Below are 12,533 nucleotides of genomic sequence, written 5' to 3'. Positions count from 1 at the left end.
CCGGATCGGCGCTTGGCCACGGTTGGGGGCAATCGAGATATGACGCGATTCGCCGATCCTTCGCGAACGGTCGGGAAGGTTGCCGCGCCGCCGCTCGTTGATCCAGGGCGAAGGACATATCGGGTATCGAGGGCCGTCGGTGGTGCACCCCGTCGGCTACTCTCGGTGGGCCGATCCCGGCAACGACCACGACCACGGCGAAACGGAGCGCACAGTGGCGAACGAAGCGACCGGCGCGCCCAGACGGGCCGGAGCCGCCCCCACCAAGGTGGGCATCATGGGCGGCACGTTCGACCCCATCCACCACGGGCACCTCGTCGCCGCCAGTGAGGTGGCACACCTCTTCGACCTCGACGAGGTCGTGTTCGTCCCCACCGGCCAGCCCTGGCAGAAGGACCCCGACACCGTCACCCCGTCCGAGGACCGGTACCTCATGACGGTGATCGCCACCGCCGAGAACCCGCAGTTCCGGGTCGACCGCATCGAGATCGACCGCGCCGGGCCCACCTACACGCTGGACACCCTGCGCGAGATGCGCGCCGCCTACGGCCCCGACGTGGAGCTGTTCTTCATCACCGGCGCCGACGCGCTCGGCGCCATTCTGAGCTGGCACAACGTCGACGAACTGTTCGACCTCGCGCATTTCGTAGGCTGTAACCGACCCGGGCACCACCTCAGTGACTCCGGGCTGCCCGAGGGCAAGGTCTCGCTGGTGGAGGTTCCCGCGCTGGCCATCTCCTCGACCGAGTGCCGGGAGCGGGTCCGCAAGGGCGAACCGATCTGGTACCTGGTCCCCGACGGCATCGTCCGCTACATCAACAAGACCGGGCTCTACCGAGAGAGCTGAAAGGCAGCAAGCACAACGTGACAGCCACCGACAGGGCACTGGAGCTGGTCCGGGTCGCGGCCGAGGCCGCCTCCGACAAGCTCGCGCAGGAGATCATCGCCTACGACGTCAGCGACCAGCTCGTCATCACGGACGCCTTCGTGCTGTGCTCGGCGCCCAACGACCGCCAGGTCCGCGCGATCGTCGACGAGGTCGAGGACCAGCTCCGCCTCAGGGCCGGGGCCAAGCCGGTCCGGCGCGAGGGCGAGCGGGACGGCCGCTGGGTGCTGCTGGACTACGCGGACATCGTCGTGCACATCCAGCACGAGGAGGAACGCGGGTACTACGGCCTCGAGCGCCTGTGGAAGGACTGCCCCGAGATCAGTCTTCCCGAGAGCGCGCGCGGCGCCGAGCGCACGCCCGAACAGTAGCCGTCGAACGGGAAGAGACACCACCACGTGAGCGACACGACCCCCCGCGTGCTGTTCTGGCGGCACGGACGCACGGCCTGGAACGTCGAGAACCGCTTCCAGGGACAGACCGACATCGCACTCGACCGCGTCGGGCACGCCCAGGCCGAACGGGCGGGGAAGGTGCTCGCCACGCTCGACCCCGACGTCATCGTCGCCTCCGACCTGCGCAGGGCCGCCGACACGGCCGGGTACCTCAGCCGGGCCTGCGGGGTCGGGGTCGAGTACGACAAGGGCCTGCGCGAGCGCTACGGCGGCTCCTGGGAGGGGCTGACCGGTAAGGAGCTGTCCGCGCGCTGGCCGGAGCGGCACGCCCGGATGGACATCCCCGACGGCGAGCACATCTCCGAGGTCGGGGACCGGATGGCGGCGGCCGTCGACCGGGCGCTGGCCCGGACGCCGTCCGGCGGGCTGCTCGTCGTGGTGAGCCACGGCGCCGCCCTGCGCGTCGGGATCGCCAGGATGCTGGGGATCTCCGACGAGCAGCGGGAGGTGCTCGGCCCGCTGAGCAACTGCTGCTGGTCGGTGCTCCAGAACCGGCGGAGCGGATGGCGGCTGATGGAGCACAACGCGGCGAACCTACCGGAGCCCGTGGTGCTCAGCGACGACGCCTGAGTATTCGTTTCGACGAAATCGCCGGATTCCGCTATCGTTCTGGGAGTCGGCGGGTCACCCGCCCGCACGACTCCCACACGGGGCTATGGCGCAGTTGGTAGCGCGCCTCCATGGCATGGAGGAGGTCTGGGGTTCGAATCCCCATAGCTCCACGGACTCAGGACGACCCTGCTCGGGGGCCTTCGGCCGCCTCGCCGGGTCGTCCTTCGTGTTTACCGGGGGGAGACCCCCCGAACCCCCCGAGGTGACCCTCTGTGGTCGAGGCCGCGCTGATCGGCCGGGTGGGTGGAGCGATCTCTTACATCGCGAGGCTGCGCCTCGTGGGTTGTCGTTGGCTTGGGTAGGGCCTGCGGGGTCGTCAGCCCGTCCCCCGCTCGCGCTTCCAGCGGACGTAGCCGCCCCGCAGACTGCGCGCGCGGCGGCCCGTGGCGTTGACGAGGCGGACGGCGCGGGGCGACACGACGCAGTACGGGCCCTGGCAGTAGGCGACGATCGTGGTGTCCCAGGGCAGCTCGGCGATCCTCTCCTCCAGCTCCCGCGAGGGGACCGAGATCGCCCCGGGCACGTGCCCCTCCGCGAACTCCCGCGCCGACCGCAGGTCCACCACGACCGCCGCGCCGCGCCCGACCAGCTCCGCCAGCTCCTCGGCGGTGACGGCGCCCGAACCGCCCTCCTGCCCCAGGTGCCGCTCGACCTCCTCCCGCAGGTCGCCCATCCGCTGTTCGGCGAAGTCCTGGAAGTGCCCCAGGAACCGCGACACCTCGTCGTCCCGCAGCGCGTAGTGCATCCGGGTGCCCTCGCGCCGACTCGTCACCAGCCCCGCCGCGCGCAGCTGCTGGAGGTGCGATGACGTGTTCTTCAGGGGGAGCCCGCCCCGCCGTGCCAGTTCCTCGACCGTGCACTCGCCCTGGTCCAGCAGGTCGAGCAGCCGCAGGCGCACCGGCGCGGCGAGCGCCTTGCCCACCCGGGCGAGGTGTTCGTAGATCGGGGCTTCGGGAAAGTCGGTCATGCCCTAGTCATACTTCGGCAGGTCGCCGCGCAGGAAGGACACGTACCGGTCGGCGTCGCGCAGCAGGACCTCCTTGGCGTTCCCGCGCACGCTCAGGTCCCACCAGCCGCCGTGGATGGTGTCGAACTCCAGGTCGCGCACGGCGTCGACGACGCGGCGGACGAGCCGCTCGGGCAGCGGGAGCCGGTTGGGCGCGCTGTACAGGAAGGTCACGTGGTCGCGGCCGGGGGTGACCATGACGGTGTCCCCGGTGAAGAGGGCCCCGGCGCCGTCGGCCAGGTGCAGGACCGCGCTGCCGGGGAAGTGGCCGCCCGTCTGGACGAGGGTCAGGCCCGGCAGCGGGTTCAGCGTGCCGCTCCACCGGCGCACCCGCGCGCTGGGCCACGGAAGCCACGGCTCGTCCGCCTCGGGCAGGACGATCTCGGCGTCGAGGAGTTCGGCCCACTCGACGGCCGCGCCGTACATGTGCGGGTGGCTGGAGGCGACGACCGCGGCGCCGCCCCGCCGCTCCACCTCGGCCACGGCGTCGTCGTCGAGGAAGACCGGCGGGTCCCACAGCAGGTTCCCCGCCTCGGTCTCGATCAGGACGCCGCGGTGGCCCACGCCGATCCCGGGCTCCACGCCCAGCCCGGTGACGCGCTCCTGGACCGGGCGCGTCACGACCCGGAACCCCTCGGCGGCGAGTGTGGCGCGGGTGGCGAAGTCGGGGCCGGTCGGCGGGACGTACTGGCGCTCGTCCACGCAGATCGGGCAGGAGTCCGGCGCGCCGGGGGCGGGGGCGAACACGGCGCCGCAGGCGCGGCAGGCCCAGTAGTCCCTCGGGGTGACGCGCGCGACGCCGGAGGCCGGTTGGTCGGACATGACGTAGCTCCTCCGTCTATTAATCTAGTGATCTATAGAATAGTTGCGGAAACAGCACGCCACAAGGGCCCCGATCTCCGGAAGAAGTCTCCCCGCGAGTGTCGAGACCACCGTTCGCCGTTCGTCGTCGGTAGGAAGAGGGCGGTCAACGGATCGCGCGCAACCACCAGGGAGCGGACATGAGACTCAGCGTCAACACCTTCCTCACCCTCGACGGCGTCATGCAGGGACCCGGCGGAGCCCAGGAGGACACCAGCGGCGGGTTCACGCGCGGCGGGTGGCTCATGCCGTTCGCGGACGAGGACATGGGCCGCATCGTCGACGGGTGGTTCGCCCGGACCGAGGAACTCCTGCTCGGCCGCACGACCTTCGAGATGATGCGGCCCTACTGGTCGGCGGTCACCGACCGGCGGAACACGGTGGCGAAGATCCTCAACACCTACCCCAAGCACCTGGTCACGACCACGCTGACGGAGAAGGACGCCGACTGGGGCGACACCACCGTCATCGCCGACCGCGTCGAGGAGCGCGTCCGCGAGCTCAAGGAGCGCCCCGGCGGCGAACTCCAGGTCCACGGCAGCTGGCGGCTCGCCCAGACCCTGCACCGTGCCGGACTCGTCGACGTCTTCCGCCTGCTGGTCTTCCCCGTCGTGGTCGGTCAGGGCAAGCGCCTGTTCGACGAGGGTTCGGTTCCGACCGGCTTCCGGGTCGAGTCGGCCGAGACGACCGAGAACGGCCTGGTCTCCCTCAGCCTGGTCCCCGACCCCGACATCGACCTGTTCGGCGGCGGGGAGTTCGCGGTCGTCGACGGCAGGGAGACGGTCGTCTGAGCGGCCGGGGACCGGGTCACGCGCGCGGGCGGCGCAGCCACACGGCGCCGTCGCCCGGCAGGGTCCCGCCCAGGTCGGCGCTGGCCACCATCACCTCGCCCGGCGGCAGGTCCACCGGGTCGGGGCCGGTGTTGACCACGACCAGCACCTCCGGCCCGCGCCAGAACGCCAGCACCGCCCCGCGGTCCAGGTCCGGGTCCCAGGCCAGGGCCGGTTCGGCGGCGAAGTCGCCCCGTCGCGCCAGCGCCCGCCGGTACAGGGACAGCGTCGAGTCCGGGTCCCCCTCCTGGGCCTCGACCGACCAGCGCCCCCACCCCTCGGGCTGGGGCAGCCACGAGCCGCCCTCCCCGAACCCGTACGACGGCCCGCCCACCGTCCACGGCAGCGGCACCCGCGCTCCGTCCCGGCCCTTGTCGGTGTGGCCGCTGCGCCGCCAGCGCGGGTCCTCCAGCGCGTCGGGCGGCAGGTCGGCGACCTCGGGCAGCCCGAGCTCCTCGCCCTGGTACAGGTAGGCCGACCCGGGCAGCGCCAGCGCCAGCAGGGCCAGCGACCGGGCCCGGCGGGCGCCCAGGTCGAGGTCGGGGACCGGGTCGCGGCCGTCGGCCAGCAACCAGGCGCGCGGGTCGGTCCCCGGGGGCAGACCGAGGAGGGACACCCGCCGCACCAGGTCGTGGTTGTTGGTCACCCACGTCGGCACTGTGCCCACCGCGTCGGCGTCGGCGATCGACGCGTCGATCACGCGCCGGTAGGCGTCGGCGTCCCACGGCGTGAGCAGGAAGTCGAAGTTGAAGGTCTGGTCCAGCTCGTCGGGTCGGGTGTACCGGATCCGCCGCTCGGCGGGCAGCCACACCTCGCCGACCGTGGTCGGGGGCGGGTCGAACTCCGCCAGCACCCGCCGCCAGTCCCGGTAGACCTCGTGGACCCCGGGACGATCCATGAGCGGGTGGTCGGGGTTGGCGGCGATGTCCTCGTTCCGGCCGCCCTCCACCAGGACCAGGTCGCGCAGGGGTTCGGCCAGGTCCTTGACCAGCCCGTAGGCGACGTCGATCCGGAACCCGTCCACCCCGCGGCGGCTCCAGAACCGCAGGATGTCGCGGAACTCCTCGCGCACCCCGGGGTCGTTCCAGTTCAGGTCGGGCTGCTCGGGGGCGAAGAAGTGCAGGTACCACTGTCCGTCGGGCACCCGGGTCCAGGCCGGGCCGCCGAAGGTCGAGCGCCAGTTGGACGGCGGCAGGTCCCCGTTCGGCCCACGGCCGTCGCGGAAGACGTACCGGTCCCGTTCGGGCGACCCGGGCCCGGCCGCCAGGGCCGCGCGGAACCACGGGTGCGCCTCGGACGTGTGGTTGGGGACGAGGTCGATCACCACGCGCAGATCGCGCTCGTGCGCGGCCCGCACCATGGCGTCGAAGTCGTCCAGGCTCCCCAGGAGCGGGTCCACGTCCCGGAAGTCGGCGACGTCGTAGCCGCCGTCCGCCCACGGGGAGGGATGGAACGGGGTCAGCCAGATCCCGTCGGCGCCCAGGTCGCGGATGTGGTCGAGGCGGGCCGTGACTCCGGCGAGGTCGCCCACCCCGTCACCGTCGGAGTCGGCGAAGCTGCGCGGGTAGACCTGGTAGAGGACCGCGTCCCGCCACCACTGCTGCATGGGTTCTCCCTGTGTTCGAGCGTGCGTTCATGAGGACAGCCCACGCGCGCCCCTCGGGGCCGCGGTGGAGTGCCGCAGGATGATCTGGGTGGGCATCTCGATGTGCGTGTCGGGGCGTGCCGTGCCCGCCAGGATGTCGACCGCGAGCCGCCCCGCGGCCAGCCCCGTGTCGTACGGGGACTGGTCGACGGTCGTCAGGTCCAGGACCGAGGCGGCGTCGTGGTTGTCGAAGCCCATGAGCGAGATGGCGCCGGGCACCGGAACGCCCGACCGTCGCAGGGTGCGGTGGGCGCCCATCGCGATGCCGTCGAACTCGGCCAGGACGGCGGTGGGCGGCTCGGCCGCCGACAGCAGTTCGCCCATGGCCAGTTCCCCGCCCTCCTGGTCCGGGGAGCGGACGAGGCTCCACGGTTCGAGGCCCGCGCCGGCCATGGCCGCCCTGTGGCCGGCGAGTCGGTCCCGGGCGCTGCCGCTGAACCACTCCGGGGTCCGTGATCCGATGTAGGCGATCCGGGTGTGCCCCAGGTTGAGCAGGTGACGCGTGGCCGCCGCCGCGCCCTCGCGGTCGTCTATGAAGACACTGGCCCGCCCCGACACCTTCTGGCCGGTGAGCACCATGGGCACCCCGACGTCGTCCAGACGGCGGCACTCCTCCTCGGACAGGTCCATGGAGACCGTGACCACCGCGTCGGCGTTGCGGCGCAGCGGAAGCGCGCGCGTCCAGCCCCGGCGCGAGCGGACCTCGCCGACCTGGTAGACGAGCATGTCGAGATCGGCCGCGCCCAGGGCGTCGCCGAGCCCGGCCAGGACACCGCCGAAGAACCAGGGGCGCAGCGTGGGCGCGACCACCGCCACCCGGCCGGTGCGCCCAGTCACCAGGCCCGAGGCGTTGCGGGAGACGACGTAGGACAACTCGTCGGCCGAGTCCTGCACACGTTGACGAACCTGCGGGGCGACCCCCGGCGCGCCTCGCAGTACCCGCGAGACCGTCGACAGGGAGACCCCCGCGTGCTGGGCGACATCGCGCATGCTCGCGGGTCTGTTGGACATGCGGTCAACGGTAGAGAAAGTTGGGGCTGATGGCAACGTTTTCATGCTGTGGATCGCCTCCATACGCGGTTTTGTCGGTGATCGCGCACTTACGCGCGATCAGACTGTTGACTGGATCACATTCTTGATGGCATCGTTTTCGCACAGCCGAACGGCTGATCCACGACAAGCCCGACACCGCGCGACCGGCCCCGGTCGGCGCGAGAGGAGAGTGCCATGTCCGTCATCGCGTCGCGCCGGAGGGCGGTGGTCCGCGCCTGCGCCGCCGGGTTCGGAGTACTGGCCCTGACCTTGGCCACCGCGTGCGGGGAACCACCGGGCGAGGGAGGTGACGGCGCCGGGGGCGACACCGCGGGTCTGGCCGACGACCCGCAGTTCGTCTGGGCGGTGACGGGAGCCGACCGGCAGATCCACGAGGACGTCGCCCGGCTGTGGAACGAGGAGAACCCGGACCGGCAGGTCGACGTCTTCTTCCTGGCGCCCACCGCCGACGAGCAGCGCCAGGCCCTGTTCCAGGACCTCCAGAGCCAGGCCGGGGAGTTCGACGTCCTCGGACTCGACGTGATCTGGACCGGTGAGTTCGCCGAGTTCGGCTACATCGACAGCCTGGAGGAGCTGCGCCCGGAGGTCGAGGGCGCCAGCCTGGAGGGCGCGGTCGACAGTGCCCAGTGGCAGGAGGAGCTGTACGCCCTTCCCTACTCCTCCAACGGCGCGTTCCTCTACTACCGCACCGACCTCGTCGACGCGCCGCCCACCACCTGGGAGGAGCTCTACGAGACCGGCGCCGCGGCCGCGGAGGAGGCGGGCATCTCCGCCTACGTCGGCCAGGGCGACCAGTACGAGGGCTTCGTCGTCAACTTCCTGGAGCTGTACTGGTCGGCGGGCGGCGAGCTGTTCGACGACGCCCAGGCGAACAGCACCTTCCTGGAGGGCGACGCCGCCGAGACCGCGCTGGACTTCATGACCGAGGCCTACGAGACCGGCTTCTACGCCGAGGGTTTCGACTCGATGGTCGAGGACGACGCCCGCGCCCTCTTCCAGGCGGGTGAGGCGGTCTACATGCGCAACTGGCCCTACGCCGTGCCGCTGCTGGAGGGCGAGGGGGACGAGGAGAGCGCGGTCGCCGGGAACTTCGCGGTCGCCCCGCTGCCCACGTTCACCGGCGAGGGCACCACCAGCGCGCTGGGCGGGCTCAACAACGCGGTCAGCACGCTCAGCGACACCCCGGACCTGGCGCGCGAGTTCGTCCTGTGGACCGCCACCGACCCCGGGGCCCAGGCGATCCTGGCCGACAACAGTCTGCCCCCGACCCTGCTCAGCGCCTACGACGGCGTCGACGACCCCAACTTCGAGCTGCTCGGCGAGGTCCTCGCCCAGGCGCACGCGCGCCCGCCGGTGCCCGGATACAACGCGCTGTCCCTGGCCGTGCAGGACAACCTGCACCCCGCCTACCTCGGGCAGACGGACCCGGCCGAGGCGCTGGACGCCGTCGACCAGGCGGCCGAAGCCGCGCTCGAGCAAGAGTAGGGCCATGGCCACGACCCCGAGCGTCCGCACACGCCAGGGCCTGGGCGAGCGGGCGATGGGGCGGGTCTTCCTCGCCCCCTCGTTCGCCTTCATGGCCGTGATCGCGCTCTTCCCGGTCTTCTACGCGATCGGGATGAGCCTGTACGAGATCCGCGGGTTCCGGCGCGAGCCCGTCGGACTCGACAACTACGTCGGGGTGTTCCGCGACTCCGGCTTCTTCAACGCCGTGGGCAACACGCTGGTGTTCACCGTGGCGTCGGTGACGCTGGAGTTCGTCATCGGGATGGCGTTCGCCCTGATCATGCACCAGGCGTTCGTCGGCCGGGGGCTGACCCGGGCGGTCATCCTGGTGCCCTGGGTCATTCCCACCGCGGTCGCCGCCCAGGTGTGGCGGTACATGTTCGACCGCAACCCGGGCTTCGTGAACGCGGTGCTGGGCACCGACGTCAACTGGCTGCGCGACCCCGCGTGGACCATGGTCGGCATCATCAGCGCCGACGTGTGGAAGACCGCGCCGTTCGTGGCACTGCTGCTCCTGGCCGGACTCCAGACCATCCCGAAGGACTACTACGAGGCGGCCAGGGTCGACGGAGCGAACGCCCTCCAACGGTTCTGGTCCGTCACGCTGCCGCTGCTGCGTCCGGCGATCGTGGTCGCGCTGCTGTTCCGGACGGTGGACGCGCTGCGCATGTTCGACTTCGCGTACGTGTTCGCCGGGTACTCCAACTCGATCGCCACCCTGTCGGTGTACGCGCAGCGGTTCCTGGTCGCCGACCCGCGGCTGGGGTACGCCAGCGCGCTGTCCACGGTCACGTTCGTCGTGGTCATGCTCGTCGGACTGGGCTTCATCAGCAGGATGGGCCGCCACATGGTCGGCGACGCGGCGGGGAGGGAGAGGCGATGACGGCCCAGACGTCGGCCCCGCGGCGGTCGGGGCCCGCACGGCGCCGGGGCACGCCCCCGGCGGTGACCAACGCGCTCAGGCTGCTGGGGCTGCTCCTGGTGCTGGGCTGGTGTCTGTTCCCGTTCCTGTGGATGGCCATGACCAGCCTGCGCACGGGATCGGTGGCGCTGACCGACCCGAACATCCTCCGGGGGCCGTTCAACCTGGACAACTACCAGCAGGTGATCGACCAGGGGTTCCACTTCGCGCTGCGCAACTCGCTGATCGTGGCGGCCGCGACCACCGCGATCTGCATCCCCGTCGCCGCCCTGGCGGGGTACGCGCTAGCCCGGCTGCCGCTGGCGGGCAAGTTCCTCATCCTGGCGGCGACGCTGGTCGCCACGCTGTTCCCGCCGGTCGCGCTGGTCAACCCGCTGTACCAGATGTACCTGGAGCTCAACGACTGGACGGGGATCAACCTGCTCAACAGCTACGCGGGCATGGTGATCCCGTACGTGGCGCTGACCCTGCCGCTGTCCATCTTCATCCTCACCACGTTCTTCTCCGGCATCCCCAGGGAGATCGAGGAGTCGGCGAAGGTGGACGGGGCCACCCCGTTCCAGACCTTCCTGCGCGTGGTCGCGCCGCTGGCCGCCCCCGGCGTGGGCGCGGCGGCGATCCTCACCTTCGTCTACGCCACCAACGAGTTCCTGCTGGCCTTCTCGTTCGCCCCGAACGACCTCAACGTCCAGACCGTCCCGGTGTTCGTGGGCACCTTCGAGCGGGTCGGCTACGAGAACCCGATCGGGCAGATCATGGCGGCCTCCGTGCTGGTCTCCGTTCCGCTCATCCTCTTCGCCCTGGTCCTGCAACGGCGGATCGTCGCGGGCCTGACCTCGGGCGCGGTCAAGGGCTGAACGGGACGTGCGGGGGCGACGGGCGCGCCCCCGCACGGGCCCGCCCGCCCCCCGGGCGGCCTCCGGCCGCGGTGCCCGGTCACCCGGTCGGCGCGGCCTCGGGCACGCCGGGGCCGGGCTCCGGCACCTCGGCGATGCGCAGCGCCGCGACCAGCTCGCGGTACAGCGCGTCGTCCTCCAACAGCCCCCGGTGGGTGCCCTGGGCCCGCACGCGCCCGTCCTCCATCACGATGATGCGGTCGGCGCCGATCACCGTCGACAGCCGGTGCGCGATGGTCACCACCGCGGCCCGGTCGGCGTGGCGGCGCACGCTGTCGGTGACGGCCGCCTCGGTGATCGCGTCCACCTGCGAGGTCGCCTCGTCCAGCAGCAGCACGTCCGCCGAGCACAGCAGGGCGCGGGCGAGGGCGACGCGCTGGCGCTCGCCCCCGGAGAACGAGGTCGCGTCCAACGGGGTGTCCAGGCCCTCCTCCAGGGCGTCGACCCGGTCCGCCAGCCGCACCTCGCGCAGCACCCGCCGGATGTCGACCTCGTCCGCGTCCGGGCGGCCGAACACCAGGTTCTCGCGCAGGGTCCCGGGCACCACCGGGGTGTCCTGCTCCACGTAGGCGAAGCGCTCGCGCACCTGGTCCGGGCTCAGCTCGGGGTAGGACCGGCCGTCGAGCAGGATCCGGCCGTCCTCGGGCTCCAGGAACCGCAGCAGGAGGGAGAACACGGTGGTCTTCCCCGCGCCCGACGGGCCGACGATCGCGGTGTGCCCCCGTCGCGGCACCGTGATGTCCACCGCGTCGAGCGCGGCCCGCGTGCCGGGCGCGTAGCGGGCGGTGACCCCGCGCAGTTCGACGACCGCGTCGCCGGGGGCGCCGGGGAGCACGGGCGCGCTCGCGGGGGTGACCGCGTCCGGTTCGAGCGGGATGTCGGTCACCTCGCGGATCCGGCGCGCCGCGGCGACGCCCGACTGGAGGGCCGTCACGCTCTGGGAGAGCTCCGACACCGGCCCCATCAGGGTGAACGCGTAGAGCAGGAAGGCGACCAGGGTCGAGACCTCGATCGCTCCGTCGGTGGCGCGCACGGCGCCCAGTCCCAGGATGGCGATGATCGCGAGCTGCACACCGCTGAAGGCCACCGTCATCGCGACGGCCTGGTGGCGCACCGCGCGGACGCTGTGCCGGGCCGATTCCTCGGCGTCGCGCACGACGCGGGTTCCGATCCGCTCCTCGGCACGGCTCGCCTTGACCGTGCGCATCGCGCGCAGCGCGCCCTCCAGGACGCCGCCCATGGCTCCGAGCGAGGCCTGGGCGCGTTCCTCGTGCCGCGCGATGGCGGGCATCAGGGTCAGGAACAGCACCGCCACGACGAGGACGGCGACGACGGTGGTCCCCAGCAGGACCGGGTCGAGCAGGGCCATCATGACGAGCGTGCCGACCAGCAGCACCGTGCCGTTGACGACGGAGACCAGGCTGCGCCCGACGGCCTCGTTGAGGAGCACGGTGTCGGAGGTGACGCGGGTGACCAACTCGCCGGGGGGCCGCCTGGTCAGGGGCAGCAGCGCGGCGCGGAAGTAGCGCTGGACGATCGAGGTCCGGGCGTCCAGGACGATGCGCTCGGCCATCGTGCCCAGCAGGATCCAGTGCCACAGGCCCAGGACCGCCCCCACCACGAACAGGCCGAGGAGGAGGGCGACCGGCGTGGCCAGATCCCCCGCGTCGGCGACGGTGTCCAGGACCAGCTTGATCACCATGGGGCTGGCCAGTTCCAGGGCGGAGCCGAAGAGGGCCAGGACCAGGCCGAGGACGAGTGTCCCCCGGTGCGGGCGCACGAACGACCAGAGCACGCGTAGCTGGGCGAATCGGGGCGTGCCCTCGTCCGTCGAAGAGCGGGCATCAGAGTCCGGTAGTTG

Annotated in this window: 12 protein-coding genes and 1 tRNA gene; 8 read left to right on the top strand and 5 right to left on the bottom strand. The window is 71.9% G+C overall.

The genetic code is table 11. From position 1 onward, the window contains the following. Positions 1–274: 274 nt before the first annotated feature. From nadD to AB0I72_RS14040, 4 genes are all read left to right on the top strand, one after another. Positions 275–847, top strand: coding sequence for a nicotinate-nucleotide adenylyltransferase (gene nadD, locus AB0I72_RS14055; RefSeq protein ID WP_358567622.1), 573 nt, complete (start codon positions 275–277; stop codon positions 845–847). Positions 848–864: 17 nt separating this feature from the next. Next, positions 865–1,257 (top strand): ribosome silencing factor, encoded by a 393-nt coding sequence (gene rsfS, locus AB0I72_RS14050; RefSeq protein WP_358567285.1) that lies wholly within the window; start codon positions 865–867, stop codon positions 1,255–1,257. Positions 1,258–1,284: 27 nt separating this feature from the next. Beyond that, complete coding sequence (locus AB0I72_RS14045; RefSeq protein WP_358567282.1) at positions 1,285–1,911, top strand: histidine phosphatase family protein; 627 nt, start codon at positions 1,285–1,287, stop codon at positions 1,909–1,911. Positions 1,912–1,990: 79 nt separating this feature from the next. Then, a tRNA-Ala gene (locus AB0I72_RS14040) sits at positions 1,991–2,063 on the top strand. Between the two features lie 206 nt (positions 2,064–2,269). On the opposite strand, the gene AB0I72_RS14035 is transcribed toward AB0I72_RS14040, so the two are convergent. Beyond that, entirely contained in the window at positions 2,270–2,920 is a 651-nt protein-coding gene (locus AB0I72_RS14035) for a metalloregulator ArsR/SmtB family transcription factor (RefSeq protein WP_358567279.1), read from the bottom strand. A gap of 3 nt (positions 2,921–2,923) precedes the next feature. After that, complete coding sequence (locus AB0I72_RS14030) at positions 2,924–3,781, bottom strand: MBL fold metallo-hydrolase (protein ID WP_358567276.1); 858 nt, start codon at positions 3,779–3,781, stop codon at positions 2,924–2,926. A 179-nt stretch (positions 3,782–3,960) separates the two neighbouring features. Here AB0I72_RS14030 and AB0I72_RS14025 point away from each other — a divergent pair, with 179 nt between their 5' ends. Continuing rightward, entirely contained in the window at positions 3,961–4,611 is a 651-nt protein-coding gene (locus tag AB0I72_RS14025; protein ID WP_358567273.1) for a dihydrofolate reductase family protein, read from the top strand. Between the two features lie 16 nt (positions 4,612–4,627). Here the strand turns inward: AB0I72_RS14025 and AB0I72_RS14020 are convergent, their stop codons facing one another. Together AB0I72_RS14020 and AB0I72_RS14015 are read right to left on the bottom strand one after the other, a co-directional pair. Then, positions 4,628–6,256 carry an alpha-amylase family glycosyl hydrolase gene (locus tag AB0I72_RS14020; RefSeq protein ID WP_358567270.1) on the bottom strand — a complete coding sequence of 543 codons (1,629 nt, stop codon included), beginning with the start codon at positions 6,254–6,256 and terminating at the stop codon, positions 4,628–4,630. Positions 6,257–6,283: 27 nt separating this feature from the next. After that, the gene (locus AB0I72_RS14015; protein ID WP_358567267.1) at positions 6,284–7,306 is read right to left on the bottom strand and encodes a LacI family DNA-binding transcriptional regulator; all 1,023 of its coding nucleotides are present in this window, start codon (positions 7,304–7,306) and stop codon (positions 6,284–6,286) included. A 216-nt stretch (positions 7,307–7,522) separates the two neighbouring features. On the opposite strand from AB0I72_RS14015, the gene AB0I72_RS14010 reads away from it, so the two are divergent. From AB0I72_RS14010 to AB0I72_RS14000, 3 genes are read left to right on the top strand one after another with little or no spacing between them, the layout of a single operon-like run. Next, entirely contained in the window at positions 7,523–8,833 is a 1,311-nt protein-coding gene (locus AB0I72_RS14010; protein ID WP_358567264.1) for an ABC transporter substrate-binding protein, read from the top strand. Positions 8,834–8,888: 55 nt separating this feature from the next. Further along, positions 8,889–9,737 (top strand): sugar ABC transporter permease, encoded by an 849-nt coding sequence (locus AB0I72_RS14005; protein WP_358567619.1) that lies wholly within the window; start codon positions 8,889–8,891, stop codon positions 9,735–9,737. Further along, positions 9,734–10,633: a carbohydrate ABC transporter permease gene (locus AB0I72_RS14000; RefSeq protein WP_358567262.1), complete on the top strand. Its 900-nt coding sequence runs from the start codon at positions 9,734–9,736 to the stop codon at positions 10,631–10,633. Before AB0I72_RS14005 ends, AB0I72_RS14000 begins: the two co-directional genes overlap by 4 nt. A gap of 79 nt (positions 10,634–10,712) precedes the next feature. Here AB0I72_RS14000 and AB0I72_RS13995 read toward each other — a convergent pair whose 3' ends face one another. Continuing rightward, positions 10,713–12,467 (bottom strand): ABC transporter ATP-binding protein, encoded by a 1,755-nt coding sequence (locus AB0I72_RS13995; RefSeq protein ID WP_358567616.1) that lies wholly within the window; start codon positions 12,465–12,467, stop codon positions 10,713–10,715. Positions 12,468–12,533: the final 66 nt, after the last annotated feature.

Origin of the sequence: Nocardiopsis sp. NPDC049922 (assembly GCF_040660275.1) — a bacterium.
Lineage (GTDB): Bacteria > Actinomycetota > Actinomycetes > Streptosporangiales > Streptosporangiaceae > Nocardiopsis.
This window is presented reverse-complemented; position numbering and strand designations above follow the sequence as displayed.